At 44.8% G+C, this 14,628-nt stretch carries 14 protein-coding genes; 5 read left to right on the top strand and 9 right to left on the bottom strand.

Going from position 1 to position 14,628, the window contains the following annotated elements:
• Positions 1-203 precede the first annotated feature (203 nt).
• Together SHAL_RS19220 and SHAL_RS19215 are read right to left on the bottom strand one after the other, a co-directional pair.
• Positions 204-1,373, bottom strand: a complete 1,170-nt coding sequence (locus SHAL_RS19220; RefSeq protein WP_012278776.1) for an MFS transporter — start codon at positions 1,371-1,373, stop codon at positions 204-206.
• A 392-nt stretch (positions 1,374-1,765) separates the two neighbouring features.
• On the bottom strand, positions 1,766-2,803 hold the full coding sequence (locus SHAL_RS19215; RefSeq protein WP_049763891.1) for a class I SAM-dependent rRNA methyltransferase: 1,038 nt from the start codon (positions 2,801-2,803) through the stop codon (positions 1,766-1,768).
• Between the two features lie 210 nt (positions 2,804-3,013).
• On the opposite strand from SHAL_RS19215, the gene SHAL_RS19210 reads away from it, so the two are divergent.
• From SHAL_RS19210 to SHAL_RS19200, 3 genes are all read left to right on the top strand, one after another.
• On the top strand, positions 3,014-3,589 hold the full coding sequence (locus SHAL_RS19210; RefSeq protein WP_012278774.1) for an esterase/lipase family protein: 576 nt from the start codon (positions 3,014-3,016) through the stop codon (positions 3,587-3,589).
• Between the two features lie 193 nt (positions 3,590-3,782).
• Complete coding sequence (locus tag SHAL_RS19205; RefSeq protein WP_012278773.1) at positions 3,783-5,321, top strand: FG-GAP repeat domain-containing protein; 1,539 nt, start codon at positions 3,783-3,785, stop codon at positions 5,319-5,321.
• Positions 5,322-5,527: 206 nt separating this feature from the next.
• Positions 5,528-6,895, top strand: coding sequence for a hypothetical protein (locus SHAL_RS19200; RefSeq protein WP_012278772.1), 1,368 nt, complete (start codon positions 5,528-5,530; stop codon positions 6,893-6,895).
• 148 nt (positions 6,896-7,043) lie between these two features.
• Here SHAL_RS19200 and SHAL_RS19195 read toward each other — a convergent pair whose 3' ends face one another.
• A complete protein-coding gene (locus SHAL_RS19195; RefSeq protein ID WP_041416125.1) occupies positions 7,044-7,259 on the bottom strand; it encodes a hypothetical protein in 216 nt (71 codons plus the stop codon).
• A 456-nt stretch (positions 7,260-7,715) separates the two neighbouring features.
• Between SHAL_RS19195 and SHAL_RS19190 the strand changes: the two genes are divergently transcribed.
• Together SHAL_RS19190 and SHAL_RS19185 are read left to right on the top strand one after the other, a co-directional pair.
• Entirely contained in the window at positions 7,716-8,390 is a 675-nt protein-coding gene (locus SHAL_RS19190; protein WP_012278770.1) for a YiaD family glycine zipper/OmpA-like lipoprotein, read from the top strand.
• 316 nt (positions 8,391-8,706) lie between these two features.
• Positions 8,707-9,510, top strand: coding sequence for a molybdate ABC transporter substrate-binding protein (locus SHAL_RS19185; protein WP_012278769.1), 804 nt, complete (start codon positions 8,707-8,709; stop codon positions 9,508-9,510).
• 56 nt (positions 9,511-9,566) lie between these two features.
• Here the strand turns inward: SHAL_RS19185 and mgtE are convergent, their stop codons facing one another.
• The 6 genes from mgtE to SHAL_RS19155 form a co-directional block, all read right to left on the bottom strand.
• Complete coding sequence (gene mgtE / locus SHAL_RS19180; RefSeq protein WP_012278768.1) at positions 9,567-10,931, bottom strand: magnesium transporter; 1,365 nt, start codon at positions 10,929-10,931, stop codon at positions 9,567-9,569.
• A 91-nt stretch (positions 10,932-11,022) separates the two neighbouring features.
• The gene (locus SHAL_RS19175) at positions 11,023-11,298 is read right to left on the bottom strand and encodes an HPr family phosphocarrier protein (protein WP_012278767.1); all 276 of its coding nucleotides are present in this window, start codon (positions 11,296-11,298) and stop codon (positions 11,023-11,025) included.
• Complete coding sequence (gene rapZ, locus SHAL_RS19170; protein WP_012278766.1) at positions 11,285-12,139, bottom strand: RNase adapter RapZ; 855 nt, start codon at positions 12,137-12,139, stop codon at positions 11,285-11,287. Before rapZ ends, SHAL_RS19175 begins: the two co-directional genes overlap by 14 nt.
• A 208-nt stretch (positions 12,140-12,347) precedes the next feature.
• Positions 12,348-12,791 carry a PTS IIA-like nitrogen regulatory protein PtsN gene (gene ptsN / locus SHAL_RS19165; protein ID WP_012278765.1) on the bottom strand — a complete coding sequence of 148 codons (444 nt, stop codon included), beginning with the start codon at positions 12,789-12,791 and terminating at the stop codon, positions 12,348-12,350.
• Positions 12,792-12,793: 2 nt separating this feature from the next.
• Complete coding sequence (gene hpf / locus SHAL_RS19160) at positions 12,794-13,081, bottom strand: ribosome hibernation promoting factor (protein ID WP_012278764.1); 288 nt, start codon at positions 13,079-13,081, stop codon at positions 12,794-12,796.
• A 29-nt stretch (positions 13,082-13,110) separates the two neighbouring features.
• Complete coding sequence (locus SHAL_RS19155) at positions 13,111-14,574, bottom strand: RNA polymerase factor sigma-54 (RefSeq protein WP_012278763.1); 1,464 nt, start codon at positions 14,572-14,574, stop codon at positions 13,111-13,113.
• Between the last annotated feature and the right edge of the window lie 54 nt (positions 14,575-14,628).

The following is a 14,628-nucleotide window of genomic DNA, read 5'->3' as shown; positions in this document are numbered from 1 at the left end:
CTAGATACTATTTTGAATAACTATTTCTTCAAGTAACTATTTTAGTTTAGCGATCAGATATAGAAAATCATAAAGTGCCTATTTTAGTGCTTTCTCACTTAAAAATCGCCCCTTGTGGGCAAGAAGTCTCGGTTATTTTTGTTGTGGAGCAGATAGCAAAAGCGCAGCTTACGCTGCGCTCTTTATATTACTCTAAGTGGCGATTAACCAATTGCTGGAGTGTGTCCGCTACGAGTGTTTTGCAGACTCTTAATCAACATGTAAATTGATGTCGTCAGCAATACCACCGCAAGGTAAGTGATCAGCGAATGCGCCGAAGTACTGCTGTGCTCAGCAATGACGGGTCCAAATACCGAGCCGACACTGTAGCTCAGTAGCATTAGCTCTGTCGCAGCAACAATCTTCTCTAGTACCATCGTCTCACAGGCCAGCGAGATAGCAATAGGGTAGAGCGCAAAGCAGCTAGCACCGAGTAAGAAGTAACTTACGGTGATAATCGCAATTGAGGTACCATCGGCGATACCAACGATACCGATAGTACCGAGTAGGCAAAATAGCGCCATCAATAGGCTCTTACTAACCCTTGTCGACAGGTAGCTCACTAAAGGTTGTATTAACATACCACCTAAGATAATCACCGCCATTAAAAATGCAGTTCGTTCGGTACTGGCAAACTGGCCATTGATATAGCTTGGCATTAGGCCATAAATTGGCCCTAGTAACAGGCCTGAGACTAAGCAACCGATCACAGCTGGTAAGCTGATCTTTCTCACTTCACGCATGCTGATCTTCTCATGCTCAAGGCTTTCTGGCTGACCTTTTTTGATTAAAAGAGGTGGCAAGATAGCTAACATGAGTAAACCTATAACCCAAAGGAATGGGGTGACACCATTGATGCCTAATGGTCCAATCGCTAGCTGACCCAGCGCAGTACCACCGTAGAGCGATGTCATATAGAGACCTAAACGCTTAGCCCTCTGCTTTGCGCTATCAGCCATCAGTAGCCAAGACTCAACGACCACAAACACACCCGCAACGGCAAAGCCGGCGAGAAAACGTGCGGTCAGCCAGACAGCTGCTGTCGGCATAGCCAGCATCGCAACGATTGTCAGGGTTAACATGGCAAGAAAAAGCATCAGTGAAACTCTGTGCCCTATTTTAGCCACGATTGTTTGAATGCAGGTTGTACCAACTAAGATACCTAGATAGAAGATGCTAGCTAACCATGCGACTAACGAGCTATCCATGCCAAATGATGCAAGTGACAATGGAATAAGACTCATTAGAAAGCCTGAAGCGATAGCAAAAAACGATAAACCAGCAACAGGTACGAAGGTACTGTTTTTGTGTGGTTTGCAGGCAGAAATGTCCACCTTTATCTCCTATAGATTGATACTTATTAAAGTTTAAATGTTGGTTTGAGGAGGCGGATTTTATGCTTTTAATATGGAAAGTAAAGTTTAATTTATGTACTAAGAAATAAAAAACTATTTTTTAGATTACTTTGTTTCTATATGGCTGATTTTTATGCGTTAAACTTTTATTCGTCTTTGCTTAATTTAGGCGGGTTTTTATGGTCGTGGTGACACTGGTTTCTAAGTCGTTTTGTCGTAAAAGATTTAGGTTTATCGGCTGGTGTTAACTGTTGTTTATAGTCCTTTGGGGGCTTGGTGGTTAATAGATGGTTAAAAAGGCGGGTTTGTTGGCCGCCTTTTTACTGTTTGAAGCTTTTTTTGCAACGATTTCTAATCTTGCCTAAAGCGGGTTAGCTTAACTGTAGTGCCACTATCTTCAGTGGGTGATTACCGTCAAATGATGGGAAATCGTTGTGGCAGTCTAACCAAGTCACTTGGGTGACTGAGCGCCCCTGTTTCTCGACGCAGCGCACTAAGCTGTCAAACCATGCATTGCGATCGACTTTGGCGACATTGTTGCAGCAGACAATTGTGCCACCGGCTTTGGTGGTCAGTAATGCTGGCTTAAACAGACTCTGATAGTCATTGACCAGATCGACAATACCAAAGGGGCTCTTGGCGTATCTTGGAGGGTCGAGAAACACTAGATCAAATTCGGTTGCACTCAGCTTAGGGTAAGAGGGGAGCTTTTGATTGCGACGCCCGCCCACTTTAAGTCCTGCAAGTTGTCTAAGTGCTGGAAAGGCATCACTTTGAATAAACTCACATACATCTTCAGCTTGGTTTAACGCCGCATTCTTACGACCCGCCGCTAAGGCAAATGAGGAAAAGTCGACATTGACGACGCGCTTAGCGCCGCCGACTGCTGCAGCTGTACCAATACCGCAGGTATAGGAGAATAAGTTTAATACGCTCTTGTCTTGGCTATTTGCCGCGACATATTCACGACCAATACGCATATCTAAAAAGAGCAGCGGGTCTTGGCCTTCATGGCGTAACTTGCTGGTAAACTGGATGCCATTTTCTTGCATCTGCTGTTCGCTAGTGGCAAAGCTCTGTAGCTCTTCTGATAAGTGGTTTAATACTCGAGAGTTCTTGTCTGAGCGATCGTTGTAGATCACAGGCAAAGGCGCAAGTTGTTCCAGTTGCTGGCGAATATCATCAAGCTCTTCTTGAGTCAGAGATTGGTGAAAGGTTTGGATGAGCCAAGCATTGCCGTAACGATCAATATTGAGCCCATTACAACCCTCTACGGTACCGTGAAATACACGGTAGCAATCGGTATCTTGTGTCTCTGCTTGCTTTAGAAACGCTGCACGCTTAGCAATGGCTTGGGTCAATGCTTGAGAAAGAGGTATAGCTGCTGGGTCCGATGTAGTGATCGACATAAATATTAGGCTCATTTGAAATACTGTCAGAGGTGACGGCGCTAATGATAGCAAAAATGCACCAATAAATACCCTCAATCTTGAATGTAAGATAGGGAAATTCTCCTGGCAAAGGGAGGCTACAATAGAGGCTCCGCATGGATTTAATTTGACTCTCGTTTGAATTTGGCGCAGAAATAAACAGGAGTCTTTGTTATCAGCTGAGGGTATATGAAAGTTGTATTGGTACATGGCATCTTTAATACTGGACATGTAATGCGCTGGTTGCAAAAGCGACTACAAGCCTCTGGTCATGAATGCTTTACTCCAACGATTAGCCCATTTGACGGCCGCCACGGTATAGAGCATGCGGCCGAGAATTTACGTCAGCAGATCGACAGCAGGTTTGGTTGTGCTGAACAGATAGTGCTAGTGGGCTTTAGTATGGGCGGCATTACCGGACGTTATTACCTGCAGTACCTAGGAGGCGCTCGGCGAGTCAGCCATTTCTTTAGTCTATCTACACCTCATAACGGCAGTTACTTAGCTTATCTGCCCTATCCCTCAAAAGGCATTAGGCAGTTAAGGCCTAACAGTGCTTTTCTGACTGAGCTTGCGGAGTCTGAAGCTGCTTTAGCTAAGGTGAAGCTCTACTCTTATTGGACGCCGATCGACTTTACTATTGTGCCCAGCTCCAGCTCTTTTTGGCATATTGCCGAAAATAAAAGTTTTGTGATTATTCTGCATCTGACGGTCATTTTTAGCCGACGCATCGCGAACGCGATCTGTCATAAAATGGGTCAATAAGCTTTGGTCTCGGCATATTGGCTGGACTCATCATTAACTGGTTTGGCGCTAATCGCTGGACCTATCGAGCCGTTACTCTTGAATAATGCTCAAAATACTGGGCTTATGTTACAAACTGTTAACCAGTGGTTTTACTTCGGCTAGAAAACCGCTAGTTTCACTCTCTAGTGTATTTATGGATGAGGTGGTTAACATGAAGTTCTTCAATATGAGATCGGCTTTAATTGGAGGTGGTGTTTTTTGTCTGCTGGCTGCTTCGACATTACCACTATCCGCTCGAGCGGTCTCCGAGGCATCGTTAAGCTTTACTGAAATGACAATCGATGCCCCTTTTGAGCTGACTCATCCCATCATTGCTGCTGATTTACTGCCTGAACCGGGCAAAGAGCTCGTGGTATTTGGTGTCGATGATTTGAGTCAGCGCTGGATGGCTATCTATGCGTTTGAAAAGGGGCGATACCGACTTGCAATGAAGCGAGGGCTTCCTCAAGAGCTACACAGCTTTGACATCACAGAGTTCGTGCCTGGCAAACAGCAGCAGTTGTATTTCCTTTCTCAAGATGAGCTCAAGCTCTTAGTCAGCAAGGAGAATAGCTCTAAGCTATACATTGAAACGGTGGCGGAGATTAATTCGTTATCTTTTAAAGAGCGGCCAGACTTCATCAGCCGCGGTGAGTTTATTCAGGATCTTAATGGTGATCGCCTCGACGATATCTTGATCCATGACTTTAATCAGCTACATCTATTTTTGGCTAAAGAGCAAGGCTTTGAACGTCAAACCCTACCGATAAAACCGCAGTCTCGCCTGTTTGATGATGGTGCCACCTATACCCAATCTAAACTCTATATCAGTGATATTAACCTCGATGGCTTGGTGGATATCGTGAAGATTGGTGAGGGGGAGTTAGAGGTCTATAAGCAGAATCAAACTAAAGACTTCGATCAGGTTGCCGAGTATATCTCGGTACGCCAGCCTATCAGTGGCATCGACTGGTGGAACAAGCGCGATGCCTACGGTGAGCAGTTGGATCAGAGTGAGCTGGTTTATCGTAAGGTGGAGCAGCTTAAAGATCTTAATGCCGATGGGGTGACCGATATGGTGATCCGTTACACCAAAAGCAGTGGTGTATTCGACAGGGTGAATGATTATGAGATCTACCTCGGTGAGAACCAAAAAGGCGCTTTGGTTTTTCCCAAGGTAGCGAGCAGTGTGATTAAAGCCGAAGGTACACTCACTGGCTTAGAGTTTATCGATATCGATAGCGATGACAGGGATGAAGTGATGGTGGCGGGGTTTGATATTGGCGTGTCGCAAATTATAGGTGCGTTACTCTCGGGCAGTATCGATCAAGATGTGCACCTGTTTAAGATGGATCCTAGCGGTCGCTTTAGTGATGACTCCAATGTGACAAAGGAAGTTGAGCTCAGCTTTAGCTTCAGTTCTGGGCAAGCGGGCACTCCAGTGGTTAAGCTTGCGGATGTTAATGGCGATGGCTTTAAGGATCTTTTACTGTCGGAAGATGAGTCGACGCTAAAGATCTATTTGGGCCAAACAGGAAAGCGCCTATTTGGCTCCGATCCCGAGAAGCATCACTTGCTGCTGCCGGTGGATGGCAACATGTTAATCAGCGATGATCTCAATGGCGATGGCCGAGAGGATCTGCTTATTAAGTATGGTCGCCAAGATGATAAAAAACTCTCTAGGCAGTTCAGAGTGCTATTAGCGAGTTAGCCTCTACTCCAGTGTTTAGATAAATGATAAGCGACCCAAAGAGGGTCGCTTTTTTATTGAAGTCACAAAGCAACAGACGATATTTATCTTGCACTCATTTACAAAGCTATTCATATCCTTGCCGTTTATTTCATTATCTGACAGTTCTTGACGTAAATTTTAGGTCATAAGAGGTGCACATATTGCGAATTAATTAAGGAAGATAGATGAAACAAACACCATGGCGTTATATCGGCATATCAGCAGTGATGGCGACAGCAGTCGCCTGCAGTTCTGATGACAGTGAATCTACCAGCAGTGGTAGCTATATCCAGTATTACAACGGATCGGCAAACAGCACCTCGACTGCGCTGGTACTCGATGATTATGCCTATTCAGAGGTGAGCTTTGCCGACTCTCTGCCTAGATATGAGTACGGGACGGGAACAACCGAGCTTGAGATCAGTGGCTTCGATGCTCAAGGCGATGAGCTGAGTATCTATCAATCGACGATAGAGCTGAGCGATGCTGACAACCATCTTTTTATGTTAGTGGGCGATTATAGTGAGCCTGAATTAGTCGATATCGTCTACAGCCGCAGCGAGATGGATGCACTCAATAGTGATGAAAGTGGTGACTACAGCAAGATGCAGGTGTTAATCGCCCATGCTGCGATGGGAGAATCTAGCTTTGACCTGTACTTTGGCAAACAGGGAGAGGCGTTTAGTTCGGCGGTCATGCTGGACTCCATTAGCTATAAAGACCACAGCGATGAGCAGATGTTTGATACTGGTGAGTATGTACTGTATCTCACCGAAAGTGGTAAGGCTGAGCCCGTGTTTACCACGGCGGCAATGGAGCTAACTGATAACACGGTATACAAGCTCATTATTCGCAACAGTTTTGGTCCAGGGCAGCCTAAGATCACGGTCGATAATGTCGACTCAACCGGCACGCCGGATCCCTATGTCAATATTGATGCAAATGCAGAGTATCGCGTTTTTAATGGACTCAATAATACCGACATGATCGATGCTGAGCTAGTCAGTAATCAGGAGTCGCAGTATCTATACGAGCTTGAGCAGAGTCAACTTACTGAGTTTAAAGAGATAGGTTACAACGACTACGGCGTTACTATTACTAACAGTGCAAGTAACCAAGTATTGGCCAATAACCTGCTGATCACCTTTAACCAAGATGAGAGTAAAACCATTGTGGTTTATGAGGATGAGTTAGGTGAAGCAAAGGGTATGACGATCACCCATGATCATCGACCAAGAGCGTTTGAGCATCAGATCAGCTTAGCTAATCTTGTGCCGGAGTTTGAGGAATTGATGATCTATTTTGTGCGCTCGAGTGAAACTATTGAGTCGGCCGAATATAAGTTAACAGGGGTTGAGTTTACCGAGCTGAGTAGCATAAGTTTGCCGTCAGATGACTATGAAATAAGTGTGGTATTTAAAGATGAACATGGCACCTTAACTCTGCTGTATCAGTCAGCTGTAGTGCAGTTTAGTCAGGCGGGTAACTACACCATGGTGTTAAACCCTGACGATACCGAATCACTAGGTTACCGACTGACCACATTCCAATAGTCGCTATTGAACTTAAGATGGGGTGCAGAGGCGAAAATCACATTAAGCGTATTTTATTTGTATAGAGTTAGCGCGTTAATTTTTTGATTTCGTTGGGGCGAAAATGAGTGTTTCCCGCCTCTGCTTAACAGGGTACAGCCTGTTAAATTTAGCGACGACCTAGTAGCTGCTTTATACGTAAAGCGAGTTGTTTGGTCTGTTGCATAATGGGCAAGGAGCTTGTTTTTGAACCTCGCTCATTTTCATTAATAATTTGATAAACGGTTTTAGTCGACAGTCCGTAATCTTTAGCAACGTCCGATAACAAGCGGCCGTTATTTTTGACTTCGTTGATAACTTTTAGGTTAAGGTTCATAGTATCCATCGGCATTCTCTTTTAATTCCTAATGTTAAAACATCAGTGGTTTTGACGTCTTTGAGCGTGGTGACGGAGTTCCCATGGCAAGGTTGTATCGCTTGACCCTGTCGTTATTCACTAACCTTGATTTGTTATTATTTTTATTGCTAGTGAATACTCAATAGTGAGTATGCTTAAGTCATGCCAAGTTTTTACATTGATTTTAATTGTTTGTTTTCACCATGTTACATATGCCTGCACTCGATTGGGTCGCTACCGACTGCGGTAAACGACTTAAATTGGTGCATTCATGCACAGGTTTGGTGCAACTTGTTAATGGAGTTTGTGGAATAGAATTAACCATATTTGATTGTTTTTAACTCACTCAGTTGCATTTTCATTGTCTAATTCACCGTGCTTTATATACTGATTTAAAATTGTGGTCGCTTTTGTTACTGGCAAAGGCTGTTAGGGGTAGTAAAAATGTGTGTTAAACGTAGTTCTTTTCTGGCTGGTGGCCTAATTGCTACCATGTTGGTTTCTGGTTGCCAAGTAACCAATCCTTATACTAATGAATCTCAAAATGCTAAAGCGACTAACGGTGCCTTGATCGGTGCAATCGCGGGTGCGGCTATCGGGGTAGCGTCATCGAGCAAAAATGATCGTGGTAAAGGGGCGTTGATCGGCGCAGCATCGGGCGCAGCATTGGGCGGTGGTATCGGCTATTACATGGATGTGCAGGAAGCTGAATTACGTAAGCTGCTACAATCATCTGGTGTTAGCGTTACCCGTAGTGGGGATAATATTATTTTGAACATGCCAAATGATGTGACCTTTGGTGTGGATCAAACTGATTTAAGTCAACGTGCCCAGCAAGTGTTAAACAGTGTGGTGCTGGTAGCGCTTGAATATGATGAGACCAAGCTTAATGTGATGGGGTATACCGATAGCTCGGGTGCGGAATCTTATAACTTAAGATTGTCTCAAGTACGTGCTAGCGAGGTGGCTAACTACCTAACAAACCATAAGGTGCCTGCTCAACGCGTAGCCTCGCATGGTATGGGTGAGTCAAAGCCTATCGCTTCTAACCAAACTAAGCAGGGGCGCGCTGAAAATCGTCGTGTAGAGATTATTCTAAGCCCTATGCCAAACGCGTAACCAGCAATAGTTACAGCGATAAATGAAAGCCACGCTCGAGTGGCTTTTTTTGTGCCCTAAACTGGCTACTTATCGCTGTCATTTATACTAGGTAGAATAGGGTTTGAGTTACATAAGCTCTATACAACAATGCTTTATGGTTGCACAAATATGACGGTGTTGGGACTTTTTGTCTTGTCAGTTAGTTGAGGTAGTGATTGATCTCTCGGGGTTAGTAACTAGAGTTAACTTGCTAAAAGGCAAGTATTGTTATTTGGCTAGAGATGCTTTTTCATTGCCTAAAGTAAGTTCATCTAGATAATGATTAATACAGATAATGGAAACAATGATGAAAAAATGGCTCTTCGTTTCACTGCTAACTCTGCCACTTGCGGCCAATGCTAACCCAATTGAACTAAGAGCGGCAGGCAGCTTAAAAAATGCCATGACTGATATCGTCAGTGCCTACCAGCAGGTTGGAACACAAAAAGTACATGCTGATTTTGGGCCATCTGGGCTGCTTAGAAAGCGCATCGAAAACGGTGACAAGGTTGGCGTGTTTGCCTCTGCGAATATGAAACACCCACTGGCATTACAAGCTGAAGGTAAGGGCGGCAGTGTGGTGATGTTTGCTCGCAACCAGATGTGCGCGCTAGCGCAGCCGAGCGTCAATATCAACAGTGAGGGCGTGTTAGCTGCGATGCTTGATCCTAATGTGCGATTAGGCACCTCTACACCTAAAGCTGACCCTTCTGGTGACTATGCGTGGAAAATATTTGCTAAAGCTGACCACTTGCAAGCCGGCGCGACTGCAAAGCTAGAAGCCAAAGCCTTGCAACTCACTGGCGGTGAAAATAGTGCTAAAGCACCTAAAGGCCGTAATACCTATGGCTGGGTGATGGAGAATAAACGCGCCGACCTGTTTTTAACCTATTGCACCAATGCGGTACTGGCTCAGAAAGAGGTCAAAGACTTACAAGTGGTGCAGATGCCTGCACCGTTAGCGGTTGGGGCTAATTATGGTTTAATTGTGCTTGATGATGCTCAAGCCGATGCGTGGAAGCTGGCGATGTTTATTCTGTCAGAGCCAGGTCAAACCATTCTTGCTGACTACGGATTTGATGCACCGCTAAAGCCTTAGACAGCAAAAAGGCCGCGAAAGCGGCCTTTTGTTTTAACTTATTCAACAAATCGTAACTAGTGCATCAAGAAAATGGTTGCTAGACCTAGGAAGGCAAATAGACCGATAACATCGGTGACCGTAGTTAGTACCATACCGCCAGCGAGTGCGGGGTCAATGTTCATTTTCTTTAGCATTAGCGGAATGCTGGCACCAGCAAGTCCTGCGACAGTCATATTGATAAGCATTGCGCCACCAATAAGCGCACCAAGCGCTATATCGCCTTTCCATGCCCATACAGCGCCAAAGACGAGAACTGACCACAGAAGGCCATTTAGGAAGCCAATAGCGAGTTCCTTACCAATCAGCCAACGTGAGTTACTCTGACCAATCTGGCCGAGTGCAATACCACGAATAACCAGTGCTAAGGTTTGGTTACCCGCAACGCCACCCATACTAGGCACAATGGTCATCAAAATAGCGATAGTCGCAAATTGCTCTAGCGTACCCTCGAACATGTTACTGACCGATGCGGCTAGCAGCGCAGCGAACAAGTTAACGGTTAGCCATAGTGAGCGGCGGAAGGTACTCTTTAATACCGGACCAAAGGTATCGGTATCGTCATCCATACCCGCCATACCCATCATCGAGTGTTCGGCATCTTCACGAATAACGTCGACCACATCATCGATGGTGATACGGCCGAGCAGCTTGTTGTCAGCGTCGATAACCGGTGCTGATACCCAGTCATGTCGTTCGAATAACTGCGCGACTTCGCTGTCTGACATACCAACAGGGATCGCTTCAAGATCTGACACCATGATTTCACGCACTGAGGCGTTGGGATCACAGGTCAGCAGGTCGGCGATACGTACGCCACCTAAAACACAGTCTTTTTTATCGACCACATACAGCATATCGGTAGCATCAGGCAGTTCACCGCGGATCCGCAAATAGCGCAAAATCACATCGATATTGACGTCAGGCCTTAAGGTCACCGTATCGGTGTTCATCAGGCTACCGGCGGTGTCATCAGGGTACGACAGCGCTTGCTCGACACGTACTCGGTCTTGCTTGCTCATCGACTGTAAAACTTGGTTAAAGATGCTGTCAGGCAGGCTTCGTAAAATATAGGCTAAGTCATCGGTGTCCATGCTTTCGGCTGCTTTTGCAACGCGCTCAGGACTCATCTGTTTGATCAGGCTGTCTTTAAGCTCTTCACCGAGTTCGTCAAGAATTTCACCTGTGTGTTCTTGGTCAATCAGTTGCCATAACACTTGACGGGTGCGAGGTGGAGAAGATTCGAGAATAAAAGCAATGTCCGATGCCGCCATATCCTGCAACATGTTGCGGACATGGACAAACATACCGTTGCCTAATGCTTGAGTCAGCTGATTGAGACGTTGGTCAGTTGTTTCGTTGTCTAAGACTTCAATCGGCATGGCTCCCTCACTGGATAGTTTTAAAGGCGCTTATAATAACTTAAGTGCTGGGGATTTGTGTGTGATAACTAAGGAAATGAATGATTAATTATTAATTATCTTCATCAAATTTGGCATCAATTAATTGGCAAATAGCATCGAGTGCCTTTTTGGCGTCGGTTCCTGTTGCAAGGAGTTGTACCGTTTTTCCCATGCCTGTTTCTAACATTAATAAGCCTAGTACACTTGACGCCGAAGCCTGTTTCTCACCTTGAATGATGGTGATTTCGGCATCAAATTCAGAGGCGAGTACGACCAGTTTTGTTGCTGCGCGGGCGTGAAGACCTAGTTTATTGCAGATGGCGACTTCACGTTCAATGGTCGGCATTTTTTAGCTCTCGGTGGCGGACTTGTATTTTATGTTTGCCATCTTTGAAGTGAGCTGCAAGGCGCTCGGTAATGTAAACCGAGCGGTGTTGACCACCTGTACAGCCAATCGCTATGGTGAGATAGCTGCGATTGTTGCGCTCTAAGTCAGGTAACCAAGTCTCGAGTAGATCTTCGATCTGTTTAATAAACTGATTGACTCGAGGACGTTCATTTAAGAAGTCTTGTACTGGTTTATCGAGTCCTGTCATTGGGCGCAAGTCTGGTTCCCAATGGGGATTGGGTAAAAAGCGAACATCAAACATAAAGTCGGCTTCGGTCGGCATGCCGTGCTTAAATCCAAATGATTCAAAATTGATCATCAGTTCTTTATCAAGGTTACCGAGCAAGATCTCACGCACCTGATCGTTAAGATCATAGATGTTGAGAGTTGAGGTATCGATATAGTGGTCGACGATATTGGCTAGCGGCTCAAGTGAACGCCCTTCTATTTCAATTGCTTCTTTTAACGATACATTATCGTGAGATAGAGGGTGTAGACGACGAGTCTCGTTATAGCGTTTTAGTAGTACTTCATCGCTAGAATTAAGGAAAAAGCTAAGTAACTCAACTCCATCAGGTAAGTTGGTTAGGTGCTTAATAAGCTCGCTTTCTTTTTCTGGTAGGTTACGGATATCGACGCTGATCGCTACAAGATTGGTGTTTCCAGAGAGCTCTTTGAGTAGTGTGCCCATCATAGGCAGAGGCAGATTATCGACACAATAATAGCCGAGATCCTCTAGCATTCTTAACAGAACGGATTTTCCTGAACCGGAGCGACCTGAGACTAAAACAAGCTTCATCGTATGACTACCTGATAGAGATTTAACTAAATGTTTGGATTTTGTGATTATGTTGTACAAGTATATAGATTAACGTCTTTAAGGCTGAAAGCAAGAATTTGAGTGGGTAATAAAAAATAAATAATATTGCAGTAATAATTACTTAGGTCTTTAAATCATCAATGCATCATTGGAACAATGATAATAATTTAAAGACCCGAGTAAGACGCTACTGAGTAATGACTTGGTATAGCTCCGATTCATTACTGGTTTTTCTCAACTGCTTAACAACTGCTTTATCGTTGAGTTTTTCAGCCATACAAGACAGTGTCGCTAAATGTTGCTCACACTGTTCAGATGGCACCAGTAGAGCAAATAAGATATCGACAGGCTGCTTATCGATTGCGTCAAATGGGATAGGAACTTCACATTTAACCAATACTGCAACGGGACGGTCTATATTTGCCAGCCTTCCATGAGGAATCGCTATACCATTACCTATACCCGTGCTACCCATTTTTTCTCTCGCCAAGAGACTTTCAAAAATTTCTTGTGAAGAAAGGGTAGGGTACTGGACAGCAGCAATATCACTGATTAGCTCCAGTACCTTTTTCTTACTGCCCGGAGTGGCGCAGGTGGTGCACTCCGGCTGCAGGATGGTACTTAGTTCCATCGTTAGTGTTTAATCAGCTTCTCTTTGTGTTTAATAACCTGACGATCTAGCTTATCGATCAGGGAGTCTATCGCAGCATACATATCTGCGTGTTCCGAAGTGGCAAATACTTCCCCTTTTTTAAGGTGGATTTTGGCCTCGGCAATCTGCTGCATTTTCTGTACATTCAAAATAACGTGCACATTATTGATCTGATCGAAATGTCGTTCAAGCTTTGTGAATTTATCTTCCACATAGCCGCGCAGTGAAGCGGTAATTTCTATGTGATGTCCTGTCAGGTTGATTTGCATTATCGATCCTCCATGTGCCTAATTTTGAGTTATAAACTCTTACGTTGGTTTGAGGGTGGGATCAGCATTGCTTCGCGGTATTTCGCGATAGTACGTCTAGCTACTTTAATCCCTTGTTCCGCCAGAAGTTGGGCCATTTTGCTGTCGCTTAATGGTTTCTTCTGGTTTTCAGCAGCGACTAACTTCTTAATAAACGCCCTAATTGCTGTAGATGAGCACTCTCCGCCGTCGTCTGTACCGACATGGCTCGAGAAGAAATACTTGAGTTCGAAAATACCCCTTGGGGTATGCATATATTTTTGTGTGGTAACCCGTGAAATGGTGGATTCATGCATTTCAACGGCTTCGGCAATGTCATTTAATACCATAGGTTTCATGGCTTCTTCGCCGTACTCAAAAAAGCCTTGCTGAAATTTAACGATACAATTTGTTACCTTTAATAAGGTGTCATTGCGGCTTTCAAGGCTCTTAATAAACCACTTTGCTTCTTGAAGGTGGCCGCGAATAAACTGTCCATCGGCCTGATTAGTCGTGCTGCGTGCCATAGAAGCGTAATGCTGGTTAACATTAATCTTAGGCATATAGTCAGGGTTTAGCTCCACCACCCAGCGGCCTTTTTTCTTGCTAACAGACACATCCGGGATGACATATTCATCTTTACTGCGGGCTATTGCGAGACCAGGTCTTGGATTGAGCGTTTGGATCAGTGTGATAGCATCACGCAGGTCATCTTCTTTGAGCTTGGTTTTACGCATCAGCTGCCTAAAATCACGGCCAGCAATAAGGTCCAAATAGTCTTTAATCAGTAATCTAGCGTTATCTATATGGGGAGTATCGGCTGCATACTGCGCAAGTTGGATAAGTAGACATTCGCTTAGATTACGCGCGGCAACGCCGATAGGGTCGAAATGTTGAATCCGTTTTAAAACGGCCTCAACCTCATCGAGTTCAGTCTCTGGGTCGCCCATCGCTTCGAGGATCTCATCACAGCTTTGAGTTAAATAACCCCGCTCGTCGATTGCATCGATAATTGCAGTCGCGATAGCAAGGTCATTATCTGAAAATGGAGTGAGATTCTTTTGCCATTCAAGGTGCTCGTATAATCCTTCGCTAGTCTCACCCTGAAAAGGCATATCATCTTCACGACTCACGCCTGAGCTGGCGTTCGAGGAGACGGTATAGACTTCATCCCAAGTGGTATCCATCGGTAGCTCATCGGGCATGGAGTCTTGGGTTAGGGCATCAGAGGTTTCAACGCTTGCGCTATCTTGGATTAGCTCACTATCGGAGTTACTTGAAGACTGGTCTTCATCGTTGAGCATGTCGCCGTCTGATTGCTCTTCATCTAACTCCAGTAGCGGATTAGAATCTAATGCTTGTTGGATCTCTTGTTGCAGCTCTAAAGAAGACAGTTGTAACAGGCGAATAGCCTGCTGTAACTGGGGAGTCATGGTGAGCTGTTGACCCATTTTGAGCTGGAGTGACGCTTTCATTTTACCGCTATTCCCTACACTGTAGTTAAACGTTAAAGCTCGCTGAACTGGCGA

Origin of the sequence: Shewanella halifaxensis HAW-EB4, from assembly GCF_000019185.1 — a bacterium.
In the GTDB taxonomy this organism is placed as follows: domain Bacteria; phylum Pseudomonadota; class Gammaproteobacteria; order Enterobacterales; family Shewanellaceae; genus Shewanella; species Shewanella halifaxensis.
Note: the sequence above shows the minus strand (reverse complement) of the source record. Positions and strands in the feature narration are given on the sequence as shown.

Bases quoted from the DNA above. Each gene is read 5' to 3' on its own strand.
- SHAL_RS19215 (WP_049763891.1), bottom strand. From the start codon at position 2,803: ATGTCGATCACTACATCGGACCCAGCAGCTATACCTCTTTCTCAAGCA.
- SHAL_RS19210 (WP_012278774.1), top strand. From the start codon at position 3,014: ATGAAAGTTGTATTGGTACATGGCATCTTTAATACTGGACATGTAATG.
- SHAL_RS19205 (WP_012278773.1), top strand. From the start codon at position 3,783: ATGAAGTTCTTCAATATGAGATCGGCTTTAATTGGAGGTGGTGTTTTT.
- SHAL_RS19200 (WP_012278772.1), top strand. From the start codon at position 5,528: ATGAAACAAACACCATGGCGTTATATCGGCATATCAGCAGTGATGGCG.
- SHAL_RS19195 (WP_041416125.1), bottom strand. From the start codon at position 7,259: ATGGATACTATGAACCTTAACCTAAAAGTTATCAACGAAGTCAAAAAT.
- SHAL_RS19190 (WP_012278770.1), top strand. From the start codon at position 7,716: ATGTGTGTTAAACGTAGTTCTTTTCTGGCTGGTGGCCTAATTGCTACC.
- SHAL_RS19185 (WP_012278769.1), top strand. From the start codon at position 8,707: ATGGAAACAATGATGAAAAAATGGCTCTTCGTTTCACTGCTAACTCTG.
- mgtE (WP_012278768.1), bottom strand. From the start codon at position 10,931: ATGCCGATTGAAGTCTTAGACAACGAAACAACTGACCAACGTCTCAAT.
- SHAL_RS19175 (WP_012278767.1), bottom strand. From the start codon at position 11,298: ATGCCGACCATTGAACGTGAAGTCGCCATCTGCAATAAACTAGGTCTT.
- rapZ (WP_012278766.1), bottom strand. From the start codon at position 12,139: ATGAAGCTTGTTTTAGTCTCAGGTCGCTCCGGTTCAGGAAAATCCGTT.
- ptsN (WP_012278765.1), bottom strand. From the start codon at position 12,791: ATGGAACTAAGTACCATCCTGCAGCCGGAGTGCACCACCTGCGCCACT.
- hpf (WP_012278764.1), bottom strand. From the start codon at position 13,081: ATGCAAATCAACCTGACAGGACATCACATAGAAATTACCGCTTCACTG.
- SHAL_RS19155 (WP_012278763.1), bottom strand. From the start codon at position 14,574: ATGAAAGCGTCACTCCAGCTCAAAATGGGTCAACAGCTCACCATGACT.